Source organism: Sorangium sp. So ce131, from assembly GCF_051519095.1.
Taxonomy (GTDB): Bacteria; Myxococcota_A; Polyangia; order Polyangiales; family Polyangiaceae; genus Sorangium.
Map to the genome: position 1 here is coordinate 12,015,421 of NZ_CP150455.1, position 17,362 is coordinate 12,032,782.

General features: G+C 71.1%; 11 protein-coding genes. 9 read left to right on the forward strand and 2 right to left on the reverse strand.

Annotated features, from left to right (window positions below; translation table 11 throughout):
- Positions 1-250 precede the first annotated feature (250 nt).
- Positions 251-1,015: a hypothetical protein gene (locus WMF43_RS43610; RefSeq protein WP_437674153.1), complete on the forward strand. Its 765-nt coding sequence runs from the start codon at positions 251-253 to the stop codon at positions 1,013-1,015.
- Positions 931-2,250: a serine hydrolase domain-containing protein gene (locus WMF43_RS43615; protein ID WP_437684207.1), complete on the forward strand. Its 1,320-nt coding sequence runs from the start codon at positions 931-933 to the stop codon at positions 2,248-2,250. Before WMF43_RS43610 ends, WMF43_RS43615 begins: the two co-directional genes overlap by 85 nt.
- 129 nt (positions 2,251-2,379) lie before the next feature.
- Here WMF43_RS43615 and WMF43_RS43620 read toward each other — a convergent pair whose 3' ends face one another.
- Positions 2,380-3,495, reverse strand: coding sequence for an STAS domain-containing protein (locus WMF43_RS43620; RefSeq protein ID WP_437674155.1), 1,116 nt, complete (start codon positions 3,493-3,495; stop codon positions 2,380-2,382).
- A 378-nt stretch (positions 3,496-3,873) separates the two neighbouring features.
- Complete coding sequence (locus tag WMF43_RS43625; RefSeq protein ID WP_437674157.1) at positions 3,874-5,388, reverse strand: cellulose binding domain-containing protein; 1,515 nt, start codon at positions 5,386-5,388, stop codon at positions 3,874-3,876.
- 528 nt (positions 5,389-5,916) lie between these two features.
- Between WMF43_RS43625 and WMF43_RS43630 the strand changes: the two genes are divergently transcribed.
- The 7 genes from WMF43_RS43630 (at position 5,917) to WMF43_RS43660 (ending at position 17,235) form a co-directional block, all read left to right on the forward strand.
- Positions 5,917-6,597 (forward strand): class I SAM-dependent methyltransferase, encoded by a 681-nt coding sequence (locus WMF43_RS43630; RefSeq protein ID WP_437674159.1) that lies wholly within the window; start codon positions 5,917-5,919, stop codon positions 6,595-6,597.
- Positions 6,598-6,650: 53 nt separating this feature from the next.
- Positions 6,651-8,897, forward strand: coding sequence for a glycosyltransferase (locus WMF43_RS43635; protein ID WP_437674161.1), 2,247 nt, complete (start codon positions 6,651-6,653; stop codon positions 8,895-8,897).
- 13 nt (positions 8,898-8,910) lie between these two features.
- Positions 8,911-10,317 carry a DUF362 domain-containing protein gene (locus tag WMF43_RS43640; RefSeq protein ID WP_437674163.1) on the forward strand — a complete coding sequence of 469 codons (1,407 nt, stop codon included), beginning with the start codon at positions 8,911-8,913 and terminating at the stop codon, positions 10,315-10,317.
- A gap of 204 nt (positions 10,318-10,521) precedes the next feature.
- On the forward strand, positions 10,522-11,010 hold the full coding sequence (locus tag WMF43_RS43645; protein WP_437674165.1) for a hypothetical protein: 489 nt from the start codon (positions 10,522-10,524) through the stop codon (positions 11,008-11,010).
- A gap of 217 nt (positions 11,011-11,227) precedes the next feature.
- Positions 11,228-13,510, forward strand: a complete 2,283-nt coding sequence (locus WMF43_RS43650; RefSeq protein WP_437674167.1) for a hypothetical protein — start codon at positions 11,228-11,230, stop codon at positions 13,508-13,510.
- Between the two features lie 154 nt (positions 13,511-13,664).
- A complete protein-coding gene (locus tag WMF43_RS43655; RefSeq protein WP_437674169.1) occupies positions 13,665-15,890 on the forward strand; it encodes a hypothetical protein in 2,226 nt (741 codons plus the stop codon).
- Positions 15,891-15,924: 34 nt separating this feature from the next.
- Positions 15,925-17,235 carry a hypothetical protein gene (locus WMF43_RS43660; RefSeq protein WP_437674170.1) on the forward strand — a complete coding sequence of 437 codons (1,311 nt, stop codon included), beginning with the start codon at positions 15,925-15,927 and terminating at the stop codon, positions 17,233-17,235.
- The last annotated feature ends 127 nt before the right edge of the window (positions 17,236-17,362 follow it).

The window sequence follows — 17,362 nt, forward strand, 5'->3', positions numbered from 1 at the left end:
TAGCGCCCCCGCCTCGCGGTCGTAAGGCCCACGGCTGGCCACGGTAGGAGGATCGGCGGAGCAAGACCCGTCAAGAATACGGAACCTACGCATATTCCGCGTTCGACCGGGTACGCGGTTTCCGTCGGGATCGCCCGAACGCTCTGGAAGCAGGGGCGCTACGCGCTGCCGGAGCCTTGCCGCTCGCCAGCGCCAGCGGGCTTTGCCGAGATCGAAGGAGCTGCGCGAGGCCGGCCACAGCGTCCTCGGCATGGCACACAGCGATGCGGGCGCCGACAAGTTGAAGGCGCAGGGCGTGGAGGTTTATCGCGGCGACATCAGGGACCCGAAATGCCTCGTCGAGGGCGTCCGCGCGACCGATGCGACCATCCATCTGGCGTTTCACATAGATTTCTCGGACTTCCCGAGGATTTACCAGATCGATCGCGACGCGATCAGCGCGATGCTCGATGCGATGGCGGGCACGAACAAGGCGTTCGTCGGCACGAACGGCACGCTGGTGGTTTCGAGGCCCGGCAGGGTCGCGCTCGAGACGGACGAGTCGCCGGCGAGCTCGCCGCTCGCGGTCCGGTTGCAGGCCGAACGTCTCGTGGTCGACGCTGCGAAGCGTGGAGTGCGTGGCAGTGTCATCCGGCTGGCTCCGACGGTGCACGGCGCTGGCGACAAGGGCTTCATCGCCATGCTGATCAACGTCGCGCGCGAGAAGAAAACCGCTGGTTACCTGACTCGACCCCGCGGCGCTCCAGGCCCGGTGGTGAAGGCGTTCAACAAATCCTCCACCATGGCGCCCACTGCGGCTACGGTGTCGGGATGTCGTCTCAGCGTACGCTGCTGCCGCGTTCGACCCCGGCCGCATCGAGCGTATCGTCCCGTTCGATCGCCGCGATGCTGGACCGCCTCGAGGACCGTTCCGTCGAGTGCCACTCCGTCATGGTCGTGCACTGCGGGCACGTCGTCGCCGAAGGGTGGTGGGCGCCGTACTCGGCCGCGCGCCCGCACCTTCTCTACTCGCTGACCAAGTCGTTCACGTCGATCGCCGTGGGGCTCGCGATGGCCGACGGGCTGCTCGCCCTCTGCGACCGGGTGGTGGACGTCCTGCCCGACCACGTCCCCTCCGATGTCTCCGAGCAGGGGCGCCGCATCACCGTTCACCACCTGCTGTCCATGACGGCCGGACACGACACGGACAGCCTCGCCGAGGCCTGGGGGCTGGAACCCCACGACCTCGTGAAGGGCTTCTTGCGCGTGCCGTTCGACGCGCCCGAGGGAACGCGGCACACCTACGATAACTGCACCACGTACATCCTGGCCCGGATGGTGGAGCGGGTCACCGGCGTCGGGCTCCCGGAGCTGCTCGACGAGCGCCTCTTCAAGCCGATGGGAATCGAGGACGCCGAGTGGGACCGCGTCGCGAGCGGCGCCGCCTTCGGGTTCCACGGTCTGCACCTGCGGACCGAAGCCGTCGCCGCCTTCGGCGAGCTGCTGCTGCGCGGCGGTCTCTGGAACGGGCAGCAGCTCGTCCCACGCGCGTGGGTGGAGCTCGCGACCAGCCGGCAGATCGACGGCCGGCACCAGGCGGAGGGAGACGACGGCCCCGACTTTCTCTGCGGCTACGGCTACCAGTTCTGGATGTCGCGCCACGGCTATCACGGCAAGGGCGCATTCGGCCAGCACTGCGTGGTCGTCCCGTCGCACGACCTGGTCGTCGCCGTGACCGGCGCCCAGCAGGAGGTCCAGCACGCTCAGGACGTGCTCGACGCCGTATGGGAGTGCCTGCTCCCCGGCGTCGGCCATCCGGACGGCTCGCACGATGACGAGCTCCTCGCCGACCGGCTGGGAGGGCTGTCCCTCGCGCAGGTACGGGGTTCGGCCGGCCCGCAGCGTTCCGTCACGGCGAGGCTCGACGCCTCCGCCGCGAGCTCGGCGCTTCCCGACGGAACCACGGTGGTCGTCGATCCGACCGACGCCGGGTGGCTCCTGCGGCTCGGGTCGCTCCTCGACCTCGAGGTGGGCCACGGTGCCTGGCGGGAGAGCTCGCCGCTCGGCCGGCCCGTCGTCGCGTCTGGCGCCTGGCAGGGCAGGACGTTCGTCGCCGAGCTCCACGTCATCACCAGCCCGCACCGGGTCCGGGTGGCGGTCGACGCCGACGCGGGGACCGCGACGGCCACCTGGGTCACGTTGCCCCTGACCACCGCCGACCTGGAGCTGCACCTGCGCTCGCCGCTGATGACACGGCCCGACGTCGCCTAGGACGGAGCCGGCTGCGGCCGCTGTCGAAGCGGATCAAAAGCCGGTCACGAGGGGGGCGCTGCGGCGGCCGCGCTGATCGGGCGACGCCCCGGAGGTGTTACCTTCCGCGCCCTGACCGGTGGACCGTTTTCAGCGCCGCGCAGGCCGCTGCCGCGCCCGCGCCCGCGCCGCCGCGAGCGCGTCCTTGAGGGAACGCATCATCGGTACACTCGCGAGCTCTGCGCCGGTCTGGACGAGCTCGGTCGCTATCGCCGCCCTCACCCCCGTCACCACCGCCCGCGCGCCGAGCAGCCGCACGGCGCTGACGAGCCGCAGGAGCTGCGAGAGCCCGGAGCTTCCTGCCGCCGTCGCGCCCGTCACGTCGAAGATCACCACCTGCGCGCCTCGCTCCACCACGCCGGCGAGCAGCCTCCCCTCGAGCTCGGCGCACCGCGCCTCGGTCAAGGCCGCGACGATCGGCACGGCCAGGACCCCCTCGGCCACGTCGAGCAGCGGCGCCGAGAGCTCCAGGATCTCGTGCTGCTGCGCCTCGATCAGCGCCTCGCGCTCCCGCCGCTCCGTCACGTCCACCTGATGCACCACGACCGCGTGCTTGCCGGTCGCCGGATCACTCGTCCGTCGCGCCTCCACGGCGTGCCAGCGCGTCCCTTGGCTCGTCCGCGCCGCGAGCTCCTCGTCGAGGACCCCGTTCGTCTCCGCCACCCGCAGGATGCGCGCCGCCGCGCCCGGGTCCTCGAACCAGTCCGCGAACGCGCTCGACTCGCCGAACGCGCGCAGCGCCGCCGGGTTCATCACGAGCACGGCGCCGGCCGGGTCGAGGAGCACGACCATCGCCGAGACGTGCCGCAGGGCCTCGTGGCTCCGGAGCACCCTCGGGTCCTGCGGCTCGGTCCGCACGTGGCCCTCGATGAGCAGGGCCAGGCGGCCGTCGTCGAGCTCGACGGCGGACATGACGCAGCGGAGATGCAGCGGCTCTCCTCGGGGATAGAAGGTGAAGCCGTGCTCGACGTACGCGCTTCGGTCCTGGCTGACCGCGCGGAGGACGCCCTCGTTGCGGGTGCGGGTCGCCGGGGACATGTCCGAGTAGTCGCGCGAGAGGAACTCCTCGAGGCTCGGCGAGCGCCAGATCTCGAGCGCGGCGCGGTTTCCCCAGGCCATGCGTCCTCGCTCGAGGTCGAAGACCCAGACGGGCAGACAGAGCCGCTCCACGCCGCTCAGGCGATCTGCGAGGGACGTCGAAGGCATATGCCGCAGGCGTATACCTCCGATCGGGTCGGGATGTGGAGCCGCTTCGGGGCGGTGTGCCAGGCCGCGCCGCGGGGAGGGCGCGGCCAAAGCGTTGACGGTGCGTCACGTCATGTCAGGAACCAACCCACGGGTCCGTTCAGCCGCCGCTCAGGCCGCCGCCCGTGCGCCGCGACCGCCGGACCACGGCGAGCTGGTCCTGGCAGGTGGTGTCGGCCTCTGGGCCGGTGTCGCTGGCGACATTGAACGTGGCGAAGATACTGTACTGGTGAGGAGGACGCCGGCGTTCGAGATCGTGGGCCCAGACCCCGTGATGTCAGGGCCGCTGATGCCCTGCGGTCGACGCCGAGGCAGCGGCCCCCGCCGCCCAGCCGAGGCTCACGGGATCGTGCAATACGTCGGGAAGCTCGACGGGATGCCCGCCGCGTAGGGCTCCGGGCGGAGCTTGTACGGGTGGTCCTTCAGGAACTGCCAGCTCGACGCGGCGATGCCTGACGGGATGCGGTGCCCGCCGCCGCTGTTGCAGTCGATCGCGAAGCCGCCCTTCGCCTCGATGTCGCTCTCGAGGGCCGCGCTGGTCTGCGCGAAGTCGATCCCGACGACGTCGGAGCCCGCCGCGCCGTGGACCGCCATGACCGCGGGCGGGTTGCTGGTGTCCTGGAGACCCGGCCAGCCGAAGCTCGTCTTGCCGCCAGAGTACGACACGACGCTCGCGACGTAGCTCGAGCGCGCGTAGGCCATCCACGAGGTCTGCAGGCCGCCCGCGCTGAACCCGAGCGCGTGAATGCGGCTCGTGTCGATGTTGCGCTGCTGGATGGCGCACGCGAGCGCCTCGTCGGTCGTGTTGAAGTCGCCCACGTACCAGACGTTGTTGCCCGTGGTGCGGGTGCCGTCCTGCCCGCCGCGGCCGTCGTAGGCGTTCGGCGCGAACACGACGCCGCCGCGGCTCGTGATCTCGTTGATGGCCGTCTGCCCGAGGCCGGTCAGCGCCTCCTGCGGGCTGGAGCCGGTGGCATGCCAGTAGATGACCACCGGCGCCGGCGTGGCAGACCGCGCGCCGGCCCACACGCGCACCTCGCGGCCGAGGAACGACAGAGTCCCCGTGGCGATCGTCGGGCAAGCCTCCCGCGCGGTGGGCAGCGCGCTCGGCGCGGTCCCCGACGGGCTGCCGGTCCCACCGCCGCTGCCGCCGCTGCCGCCCGTTCCGCCCGTGCCGCCGCTGCCGCCCGTGCCGCCGCTGCCGCCGGCACCACCGCTGCCGCCGGCGCCACCGCTGCCGCCGCTGCCGCCGGCACCACCGCTGCCGCCGCTGCCGCCGCTGCCGCCCGTGCCGGTCGATACGCCCTCTCCGGTCACGGACGTGATCCTCGGGCGCGCGGTGCCGCTCCCGCAGAAGCTGAACTCGACCGAGCCCCCAGGCGCGAGCTGCGCGCTGCCGTCGAGCGGCGTCGCCGTCAGCTGCGTGCCGCTCGTCGCGATCTGAGCACCCCGGGGCCTGCTCACCCTCGCTCTCCCGATGTCGGCGACGACGGTCCACCTCGCGACCGGGCTCGCCCCCGCGTTCGACACCGTGACCGTGGCGCAGTAGAAGCTGCCCCAGTCCACGGAGTACCCGAGCTCGGCCGTCAGATCGCCGTCGAGCGCCATCACGGAGTCGTCGCTCAGCTCGTCGCCGCCGGCCTCCCCGGCGACGCACCCGCCGAGCAGCGCGCTCCCCCCGAGGAGCGCGCAAGCCGACCAACGAAGATACCCCGCACGACGAGCCTCGCTCCGATGCGCGCGCGCCGCTCCGTCGAGTAGCTCGCTCCTCGCCGCGCGGCGCGGCTCACCGCTCGTGGGCCTGGCCAGCGAGCCTCGCTGCATCGAGAGCTCCGACGAATGTGCACGGTTCATGAGGTTCTCCTCCATTCGGCAACGCCGAGATCGCGCGGCTGCGCCTGTCACCGAGCCGTCCGCCGGCCAGCGCCGAACGGACATCTTCAAGGCCAACTCAGGATCAGCCGCGGATGTTGCGTAAGATAAGCATACCCGAAGGCTGCGACGAACATATCATATCAAACATCGAATCATCGGCGACACAAAAGTGCCAATCGAGAATCACAATTATCCGCAGCATCGACCGAAGTTTCCGCGACCCGTGCAAATGCTTCGTACGGTGTGAGACCTGCACTCCGATCCGCGGCGATCCGCGGCGCGGCCGCCGCGCTCCGCTGTCTGCTCCAGGTGTAAAATTAACGGGAGCTCAGGCGCCTGTTCGGGGCTGTCAACGTGGTCACGCGCGACGCGCCTGCCTGCCTGGCTGGCGCCGTGCGCCGCGCCCCCCCGCCCGCGGCCGCGCTACCGGGGGCCGCGCGCTCCCGCTCAGCTCGGCCGCGCGCCCCCTCGGGTGAGGCTCGGGCGCCCCCGTGCTATGGGGCCGCCATGCCGAACGCCGCCGGCGACCTCGACGTGGAGGCGCTCAACGACCGCCTCGCCCGGGAGCACCCGATCGACGACTACTACGACCGCGCCCCGCTGCCGATCCGGCTGATCGAGCGCAGGCGGCTCGCCATCATCCGCGAGATGCTCGGCGACTGCGCGGGCCTCGATCTCGCCGAGATCGGCTCGGGCGGCGGGCACGTGCTGCGGATGTTCCCCCGGGCGCACATCACCGCCATCGACGTCTCCGACGTCTTCCTCGCCACCGCCCGCAAGAACCTCGCGGGCTACGACGCCCGCTTCCTCAAGGGCGAGGTCGACAAGCTCGACCTGCCCGCCGCGAGCTTCGACCGGATCATCTGCACCGAGGTCCTCGAGCACACCGTCGACCCCGAGGCCGTGCTCGCCGCCCTCGCGCGCCTGCTCCGGCCCGCCGGGGTCGCGGCGATCACCGTGCCGAACGACCCGCTCATCAACCGGCTGAAGGGCCTCGTCCGCCGCACGCCCGTCGGACACCTCCTGCGCGACCGGATCCAGTGGGGCGGCGACGTCTACCACCTGCACCAGTGGACCCCAGAGCAGTTCGGCCGCCTGCTCTCCTGCCACTTCCGCGTGACCGAGCGCCGCGCGGCCCCGCACGACGCGCTGCCGATCCGCGCGTGTTTCCGCTGCGTCCCCCTGTGAACCTCCTGCCGCGCGGCGCGCGGCGCATCCCAGGCAAACCAGGCGACACCACCATGTCCGACACCGAACGTGAGCTTGCCCCGGAGACGCCGATCGAGCTCTCCGTCATCGTGCCCTGCCTCAACGAGGAGCTGAACATCCCCGAGCTCACCGAGCGCGTGCTCGGCGTGTTCCGCGAGGGCAACCTCGCGGGGGAGCTCCTCCTCGTCGACGACGGCTCCACCGACGGCACCGCGACCACGATCCGCGCCCTCATGGCCGCGCACCCAGGGCTCGTGGTCGGCTGCTTCCACCCGCAGAACCGCGGGATCACCGCGGCGTGGCGCACCGGCGCGGGCGCCGCGCGCGGCAAGCTCGTCGCCATCATCGACGCCGACCTCCAGTACCAGCCCGAGGACCTCCTGCGCCTCCGGCGCGAGCTCTACGAGCACAGCGTCGATGTCGTCCAGGGCTGGAGGAGCGCCGTCGGGCGGCGCCGCGACCGCCGGTACCACCTGAGCCGCGGGCTCAACTACCTCCTCAACAAGACCTTCGGGATGTCGCTCCACGACAACAAGAGCGGCTTCGTGATGTGCGCCCGCGAGGTGTTCCTCGACCTGCTCACGTACAAGGGCAGCTACTTCTACTGGCAGTCGTTCATCATGGTCGCCGCCCACGCCAAGGGCTACTCGTACAAGGAGGTCGAGACGATCTTCGAGCAGCGAAGGCAGGGCGTCTCCTTCCTCGATAAAGCCGAGGTGGGCGCGGTGGCCAAGGCGTTCTACGACCTCGGCAAGGCCGTGTGGGAGTACCGCGTGGACCACATCCCGACGGACACGGCCGCCCAGTACCTCCGCCGCCACCCGGTCGTCGATCGCTCGCCGGCGCGCGATCCGCTCGTCACGGCGCGGTGGCGCGCGTACCTCGCGGCGTTCAACCACACCCACTGGATGATCACGCGCGACGTCGAGCACTATTACGAGACGCTCCGGAAGACCCAGTGGCTCACGCCGGCAGAGACCCGCGAGCTCCAGGACGAGAAGCTCCGGCGGCTGCTCCGGCACTGCTACCGCAACGTCCCGTACTACCGCGCGCGCATGCAGGAGCTCAAGCTCCGGCCCGAGGACATCCGCGGCCAGGAGGACCTCCACAAGCTGCCGTTCCTCACCAAGGCGGATATCCGGCGCCACCTCTACTTCGACATCATGTCGGAGAACCACGACAAATCGCAGGTCCTGCGGATCACGACGAGCGGCTCCACGGGCGAGCCCTTCGTGTGTTACGCCGACCGGGCGCAGCTCGAGTTCCGCTGGGCGGCCACGCTGCGAGCGCAGGAGTGGACGGGCTACCGGTTCGGCGACCCGAGCGTGCGGCTCTGGCACCAGACGATCGGCATGACCAAATCGCAGGTGGCCCGCGAGCGCGCGGACGCCATCCTGTCGAACCGGACGTTCATCCCCGTCTTCAAGCTGTCCGACGACAACCTGGGCAAGATGATCGCGACGATCGCCGAGGTGCAGCCCGTGCTCATGGACGGGTACGCCGAGGCGCTCGACTTCCTCGCCCATTACGTCAAGAGCACCGGCAACGTCGCGGCCCGGCCGCGCGCGATCATGTCGAGCGCGCAGACGCTGCCGCTGCCGAGCCGCCGGCTCATCGAGGAGGCGTTCGGCTGCAAGGTCTTCGACAAGTACGGCAGCCGCGAGTTCTCGGGCATCGCGTACGAGTGCGAGGCGCACGAGGGCCATCACGTCGTCGCCGAGGGGTACATCGTCGAGATCCTCCGCGACGGGCGCCCGGCGGCGCCCGGGGAGATCGGGGAGGTCGTGATCACCGATCTCAACAACTTCTGCATGCCCTTCGTCCGTTACCGCATCGGCGATCTCGCGGAGGCGATGGATCCGGCCGCGCCGTGCCCGTGCGGCCGCGGCGCGCCGCGGATCGGGCGCATCGAGGGGCGGGTCCAGTCGATCATCCGCGGGACGGACGGGCGTTACCTGCCGAGCTCGTTCTTCGCGCATTACCTCAAGGAGTTCGATTACGCGATCAAGCGGTTCCAGGTGGTGCAGGAGGAGCGCGACGCGATCACGTTCCGCGTCGTCAAGGGCGGGCGGTTCTCTGCGCAGGTGCTGGAGGAGGTGCTCGCGACGTTCCGCCAGTACCTCGGCGAGCGGATGCGCATCGACGTCGAGTTCGCGGACGACATCGAGCTCGTCCGCACGGGCAAACACCTCGCGAGCGTCTCGCGCCTGAACGTCGACTTCCAGCGCGCCGCGCCGGCGGTGATCGTGCCGCCCGGCGAGAACGGCGCGGGCGGGTGACGAGGCGCTCCCGATGGCAGCGACGATGAGCCGCGTCGTCACGGTATCGAGGCCGGGCCTCGGGTATGTCGACGCGGCGCCCTACGGCCCGCCGAACCCGGTGTACGAGGCGGTCGAGGCGCTCTTCCGCCGGCTCGGCCTCGACGCGGCCCGCGCCGGGACGCCGGCGTGGAACCCGCTCGGCGACCTGATCGCGCCGGGCGATCGCGTCATCATCAAGCCGAACCTCGTCTCGTCGAAGAACCTCCACCAGAAGATCACCGGAGAGCGGCTCGCCGCCTCGAGCACCCACGGCTCGCTCCTCCGCCCCGTGCTCGACTACGCGCTCCGCGCCGCCGGCCCGCGCGGGAGGGTGCGTGTGGTCGACTCGCCGGTCGAGGGCTGCGAGATCGAGAAGGTCGCCGGTCCGCTCGGCATCTTCGACGTGATCGACCACCTGAAGGCGCAGGGGCACGACGTCGACTTCATCGACCTGCGTTATTTCCGGGTCGCGCCGGTCTTCGCGCTCGACGACGTGCGCCGCTTCGGCCGCTCCTGGAACCTCGGCTTGCTGCTGCGGCGCCCCCTGCCCGGCGATCCCGGCGGCTACCGGGTCGTCGACCTCGGGCGCGACAGCTTCTTCGCCCGCGCGGGCGCGCCGCGCCCCTCCGCGCTCCGGTTCCATCGCAGCCATTACGCGACGCCGGTGCCGCACCACGCCGGAGAGCGGCACGAGTACAGCATCCCCCAGACGGTGCTCGACGCGGATGTCGTCATCAATCTACCCAAGCTGAAGACGCACAAGAAGACGGGCGTCACCCTCGCGCTGAAGAGCGTGATCGGGTTGACCAACGAGAAGTACTGGCTCCCGCACTTCACCGAGGGCGATCCGTCGGTGGGCGGCGACGAGTTCGACAGGCCGCAGGCGCTCGCCGACGTGGTGGAGGACAAGCTGAGCCGGCTCCCTCTCCCGGGCGATCACTCGCTCGTCGCGCGCGCGCCGCGGCTCGCGGCGCCGCCCAAGGTCATCGACGGGAGCTGGGAGGGCAACGACACGCTCTGGCGGACGATCCTGGACCTCAACCGCATCCTCTTCTTCGCGAGCCGGGAAGGCGCGCTGCGCGGGGAGCCGCAGCGGCGATACCTCACGATCGTGGACGGCATCGTCGCCGGCGAGGGCGAGGGGCCGCTCGGGGCGACGCCGGTGCGCGCAGGGCTGTTGATCGGCGGGCTCGATCCGAGCGTGGTGGACGCGATCGCGTCGCAGGAAATGGGCTTCGATCCGGCGCGCATACCGCAGGTCCGGGAGGCCCTCGGCGGGGTGCTGCTGCCTGGCAGCCGGCTCGACGAGGTCGAGCACGTTATCGACGGTCCCGCGCCGTCGTACCGCTTCAAGCCGCCCCGGAGCTGGCCGTCGCTCCTTCCCGACGCAGCGGCCTGACGCGGAGCCGGCCGCGGGAGCGGCCCTGTCTGCCGTAATCGCATGAAATGACGTCGGCTGCGCTTGAACGTGGTCCGTGACGCGACCTGGGTTCTAACACTCATCTAACGAGCGGCCCGGAGAGCCGGTGTTACATCAGCCCCGTGACGCGCTTCGTGAGGAGCGCAGGACGGGCGAGCGGAGCCCGGGTTTTCGAGGTGGGCCATGAGAATTGCTAAGGTCGGCCTGGCCGTCGCGCTGGCCGGAGCTGCGCTCGGAGCGGGCGTGATGGGTACAAACGCAGGGCTCGGCGCGAGGATCGCGCGCCTCGGCGCGCCGGACGGGCCGGACGCGCCGCCGGCGCCCGCGGCCGCGACGCCGGCGGCAGACGAGCGCGCGGACAGCGCCGCGCGGCGGGCCGCGACGCCGACGCTGGGCTTCAAGGGCATGATCGCGTCGCTGGAAGGCGCGGTCGCGCGGGAGCTCGACGCCTTCTGCGAGCGCGCGGGCGTCGCGCCGGAGAAGAAGCAGGCCATCGCGGTGGTGCTGACCGAGCACCGCAAGCACGGCCTGTCGTTCGTGGGGCACCCGCGCGGCGACTTCCTGATGGATCGGCTGAACCAGTTCACGCGATCACGCGTGCTCGGGATGCTGGATCCGGAGCAGGCGCGGCAGTTCGACCGCTCGGAGCTCCCGGGCGCGCTCGGCGAGTAGGCGCGGACCAAAGCCGAGCGCGAGCTCCGTCAGCGACGAGCGCGAGCTCCGTCAGCGACGAGCGCGAGCTCCGTCAGCGGCGAGCGCGAGCTCCGTCAGCGGCGAGGGCGCGCCGGTCGGACTCTCTAGCTCCTCGAAGCGCCGGCCTCACAGGCCGGCGCCTGTGGACACGTGTCTCTTTCACACAACGGAATGAGCTTACAGGAAGAGGTTGATCATGAAACGTCATAGCATTCTTGCGGCAGGTTGGCTCTTGGCGCTGGTAGGCGCCGGCTGCGACGTCGACTGGGGTCCGCCCTGGGGGGATGAGGAGCCGACGGACAGGGTGTGGTGCTCCGTCAAGAAGACGCAATGTCAGGATTGGATCCCGAACCAGGACGGCATCCCGGTGGCTTGCCTCTCCGTCGAGCGGGACGCGAACGGCTTCACCGTGCTCCACCCGCAGTCTCCTGAGGGGAAAGGGCAGTCCGTGTGCTTCGATCCGGCCGAGATGACGCCGGAGCAAGCGTGCGAGCGGGAGTGCAACTGGCTGAACCCGGTGATGAACCCCGTCGTCACGAACTCGCAGGGTTTCCCGGTCGACCAGCCGCGCTGCGAGGCGGTGGTCCTGGACGATCCGGCCAACCCGAACGACGGCGTGCAGCCGGGGGAGTGCACCGCGTCGAGCGGCCAGCCGCTCGAGTTCGACCCCGCGATCCCGGGGGCGCCGTCGAGCCCGGACTTCTACGGCGATCTGGCGGGCTCGGGCTCGCTGGAGATCGCAGGGTCGACCCAGCTCGTGCAGGTCGAGGGAGGCTCGATCTCGCTGAAGACGCCCGATCCGACGTGCGCGAGCAGCCCGCCTGGCCAGTGCCGCGTGCGCGTGAACGCGCTCGAGGTGCGTTACGAGAACTTCTCGTTCGAAGGGCACAGCATCGAGGATCTCAAGGTGTTCCTCGCCGGTCCTGTCGACAGCCTCGCCCTCCCGATCGGCGGGACGACGCAGGTGGCCTTCGAGATGCTGAGCGGCACGGTGCTGAACGCCACCGGCAGGGTCGACGGCGAGCGGGCCACCCTCAGCGTCCAGACCACGTCGGCGGTCACGGGCACCTATGACTGGGAGTCGGGGGCCATCACGCTCAGCATGTCGTTCGGCGGCACCGTCGCGGGCCAGTCCGTCAGCGGGACGGCGCTGGCGACCACGAGCGTGGTCGGCAACCGGCCTCCGATCGCGGTCGCCGGGGAGGATCAGACCGTGACGGCGGTGGACTCCTGCGAGGCGACCGTGGCGCTCGACGGCAGCGCGACCACGGACGCCGACGGGAACCTGAGCGCGATCACCTGGTCGACCGACTCCGCGACGCTCGGTTCCGGTCCGAGCATCGTGGCGTCGCTCCCGATCGGGGAGCACCGCGTGAAGCTCAGCGCGTTCGACGCGGCGGGGGCCTACACGTACGACAGCCTGGTCGTGACCGTGGTGGACGAGACGCTGCCGGAGTTCGTGAGCCCGGCCGCGGAGGTGGACGTCAGGAGCTGCGAGCCGGGCGCGAGCGCGGTGACGCTCGAGGCGCCGCAGGCGGTCAACCCGTGCAACGGCGGCGCGCCGGCGGTGACCGGGCGCGTGGTGTCGGTCAACGGCGCGCCGGCCTCCATCCCGGTGGTCGACGGCCGCGCCTCGCTCCCCGCGGGCACCAGCGTCGTCGAGTGGACCGCCACCAACGACAACGGCGCTGTCACCTTCGCTCAGCAGGTCCACGTCGCCTCCGAGCCGACGTTGTTCGCCACCCGCTCGCTCACCCTCGGCGACCGCGTCGAGGTCGCGGCCGACGGCGGCGTGCGCGGCTCCGCCATGAGCGTGGGCAATCTCCCCACCACCCTGCGCAACGACGTCCGGCTCGGCGACGTGTTCAGCCTGCCCGCCATCACCGTGATGGACCGCGCCTCGCTCGCCAGCCTGCACCACGGCGGGCCCTTCCAGCTCGGAAACCAGGTCTCCATCGGCGCCATCGTCGCCGACGCCGACTTCGCGCGCCCGCAGCTCCCCGCGCTGCCGGCCATCGGCTCCGGGCCCGGCGTCCTCCTGGAGCCTAACCAGACTCAAGCCATCGCCCAGGGCAGCTACGGCAACGTCGTCGTCAAGTCGCGCGCCAAGCTCACCCTCGCCCCCGGCGTCACCACCATGGAGCGGCTCGAGCTCTCTCCGCAGGCTCAGATCATCGTCCCCGACGACGGCAGCGCCCAGCTCTTCGTCCGAGACCAGCTCGTCTTCCAGGGCTCCGTCACCCGCGTCGCCGGCGCAGCGGGCGCCACCGTCCCGGCGCCGCTCTACCTCGGCTTCGCCGGCGCCGAGGCCAGGCTCTCCGCCGACTTCTGGGGCGTTGTCGTCGCCCCCAATGGCCGGCTGCTCATCGAGACCGCGAGCTCTCCCTCCTCTCCCTCCGCCCGCGGACGCTTCTACGCTCAGTCCCTCGACGTCCAGGCCGGCGTCCGCCTCACCCACGACGACGTCTTCTGCCAGTGACGCGCAGCGGTGAGCCGCGGGCGCTCCAGGCGCCTGCGGCTCACCGCGCGCTCTCCCTCCGCGGGGCGGCCGCCGCGCGAGCGGTCGCGGTCAGCCCCGACGAAAGACCATTAGAGAGGAACTCATGTCAAATCGATGGAAGATAATCGCAGCCATGGTGTGCGGCGCGGCCGGCGCGGCGTGTGATGGGGCGCCCGAGCCCGTCCGCTCCGTCAAGCCGGACAAGGTCTACTGCTCCGCCGAGGTCACCCTTTGCGCCGACGTGGCCATCAACGACCAGGGCGACCTGGAGTGCCGGAGGATCGCGACGAACCCAGACGGCTCGGTGCAGTGGATCCCGATGGCCGGCCGGAACGACCTCTGGACGTGTTTCGATCAAGCGTCGATCACGCCCGAGGCCGCGTGCAGCCTCCAGCTCTGCCAGGGCCTGGATCCGGTCTACAATCCCGCCCCCGCGCCGGGCGAGCCGAGCTGCCGGGCCGTACCCAAGGCGAGCGAGCTGCATGGCGACGCCGTGCATCCGGGAGAATGCGACCACGCGTTCGATCAGAGCAGCCAGCCGCTCGAGGCGCTCCCCGGCCCCCCGTTCAGCCCGGATTTCGACGTCAGCCTCGTCGCGGTCGGATCCGTGGTCGTCGGCGGCGAGTCGAGGAGCGTGAGCGTCGAGCGGGGGCACGCGTCGCTGAAGGTCCCTGACCCGACCTGCGCGAACAGCCCGACCCACGGGTGCCGTATCCGGATCAACGACCTGGAGGTCGAGTATGAAGATTTCGAGTACGAGGACCGCTCGATCGCGGGCTTGACCGTGTTCACGGCGCAGCCCGTCGACTCCTTCGCGGCGTCCATCGACGGCGAGCGCCTGTTCCTGTTCTCCATCCCTGAAGGCACGGAGTACCACGCGACGGGGCTCATCGACGGCGTCCGGCACACGGTCGTGGTCCACTCGGAGAGGGCCGTCACGGGGACGTTCGACACGGAGACGGGAGAGGTGACGTTCAGCCTCCAGTTCGGCGGTCAAATCTTCGGCGGGAGCGTCGAGGGCTCGGTGTTCGGCGCCTCGGACGTGGTCTACAACCGGGCCCCCATCGCCCGCGCCGGCGCGGACCAGCTCATCGCCGCGACGGACGCCTCGTGCGAGGCGGCGGTGATCCTGGACGGGTCGGCGACGACCGACACGGACGGCGATCTGAGCCGGCTGCTCTGGTCGAAGGACAAGGCGACGATCGCGACGGGCAGCTCGGCGCAGGTGAGCCTGCCTATCGGACAACACTCCATCGTGCTCGAGGCGTTCGACGCGGCGGGGGCCTACGCGTACGACAACCTGGTCGTGACCGTGGTGGACGAGACGCTGCCGGAGTTCGTGAGCCCGGCCGCGGAGGTGGACATCAGGAGCTGCGAGCCGGGCGCGAGCGCGGTGACGCTCGAGGCGCCGCAGGCGGTCAACCCGTGCAACGGCGGCGCGCCGGCGGTGACCGGGCGCGTGGTGTCGGTCAACGGCGCGCCGGCCTCCATCCCGGTGGTCGACGGCCGCGCCTCGCTCCCCGCGGGCACCAGCGTCGTCGAGTGGACCGCCACCAACGACAACGGCGCTGTCACCTTCGCTCAGCAGGTCCACGTCGCCTCCGAGCCGACGTTGTTCGCCACCCGCTCGCTCACCCTCGGTGACCGCGTCGAGGTCGCGGCCGACGGCGGCGTGCGCGGCTCCGCCATGAGCGTGGGCAATCTCCCCACCACCCTGCGCAACGACGTCCGGCTCGGCGACGTGTTCAGCCTGCCCGCCATCACCGTGATGGACCGCGCCTCGCTCGCCAGCCTGCACCACGGCGGGCCCTTCCAGCTCGGAAACCAGGTCACCGTCGGCGCCATCGTCGCCGACGCCGACTTCCCGCGCCCGCAGCTCCCCGCGCTGCCGGCCGTCGGCACAGGGCCCGGCGTCCTCCTGGAGCCTAACCAGACTCAAGCCATCGCCCAGGGCAGCTACGGCAACGTCGTCGTCAAGTCGCGCGCCAAGCTCACCCTCGCCCCCGGCGTCACCACCATGGAGCGGCTCGAGCTCTCTCCGCAGGCTCAGATCATCGTCCCCGACGACGGAAGCGCTCAGCTCTTCGTCCGAGACCAGCTCGTCTTCCAGGGCTCCGTCACCCGCGTCGCCGGCGCAGCGGGCGCCACCGTCCCGGCGCCGCTCTACCTCGGCTTCGCCGGCGCCGAGGCCAGGCTCTCCGCCGACTTCTGGGGCGTCGTCGTCGCCCCCAATGGCCGGCTGCTCATCGAGACCGCGAGCTCTCCCTCCTCTCCCTCCGCCCGCGGACGCTTCTACGCTCAGTCCCTCGACGTCCAGGCCGGCGTCCGCCTCACCCACGACGACGTCTTCTGCCAGTGATCCTCGATCCCCCGCAAGCTAAGCTCGGTCCACCATGAATCGACGCAGGATCCTCGGCCTCGCGCTCGCGGCGAGCGCGTTGCCCGGCTGTGGTGATCACGAGGTCGACTGGGTAGGGGGCGTGACGTCGAGCTCCGCCCACTTTCGCTACCATGCGCGCGAGGACGACGAGCGCGCATGCAGCGACGTCCACTCGGCGCTCGAGCGGCACTTGCAGGTGATGACGGCGGAGCTCGGCATCGACTGGCCCGACGAGGCCGTCATCGACTACTACAAGTTCAGGGACGCGCGCGATTACGAGGAGAGCTCCGGGTGCCCGGAGCACCTCGAGTCGTGTTACTCGGGCGCAGGGATCCGGTCGCCCCACGCGATGAACACGCACGAGCTGATACACGCCTACACGGCTCCGCACTGGGGCGGAAGCGCGCCGCTGCTCCGAGAGGGGATCGCGGTGGCGCTCTCGTGCCGGCCGTGGGGCCGCGTCGGCCAGGGCGTCGCCTGGCAGGACGCCTTCGCCGGGGTCCGGGACGCCGACCTCTCCAGCTACCGGCTCGCCGGCGCGCTGGTGACTCACTTGCTCAGCGAGCGCGGCGGGATGTCCCGGTTCGAGCAGCTCTACCGGGGCGTCTCGGCGTCGAGCTCGGCCTCTCACATCGAGTCCGTGTTCCAGTCTGTCTACGGCGCGAGCCTCGAGTCCGTCTGGTCCGGCTTGTTCGCGCGCGTGCAGATCCCGGTGTGCCTCCCCGTCTGGGCCTGCGCGGCCGACGAGCTGGCGGAGGTCGACGAGGTCGGGCCGACCTGCGCGGGCTCTGGAGAGCGCGTCTTCCGCACGGACTCGCCGAGCGTGCTCTTGACGGAGGGCCCGGGGCTGCGCGCCGTCTCGTGTGATCGAGGCGGACGCGAGGTGTTCCTGGGCGGCGAGCAGCCCGAGCTCGGAGCGCTTCGAGGACAGCACTTCTGGCCTGCGCTGGGGGAGCGGTTCGCGCTCACGCGGATCGGCGAAGGGTACGACATCACCACGGGCGCGGAGCCCACACGCACGGAGCTCCGCGCGGCGGGGGCGTGGTCGAGCGCGACCTGCGCTGAACCCGAGGCCGTCCGGCTCCCCCCGGACGCGACGAGCACGTTCGTGATGCCGGAGGCCGGGCAGAAGGTGCACGTGCTCGCCGACGGCGAGCGGCAGCTCGGCGCGAGCGCCGACGGCGTGGCGGCGTTCTGCGAGGACTGTGAAGCCGGCTGCGTGGACGTGATCAGCTTCACGATGCTTCCGCGGCTCGAGAGCGCCGTGCTCGAGATGCGCGCGCCGCTCGGGCTCGGCGCCGTGCGCGTGCACCCCGTGCCATAACCTCGAACGAGGTGCTCCGCGCGAGGCGCGCGCCGGAGCTCGACCCAACCAAGACGACACCTCCTCCGGCGGACGAGACAGGCACGGCGGTCGCGCCGCGGGGGAGGTGCCGCGGGACAGGAGCTGT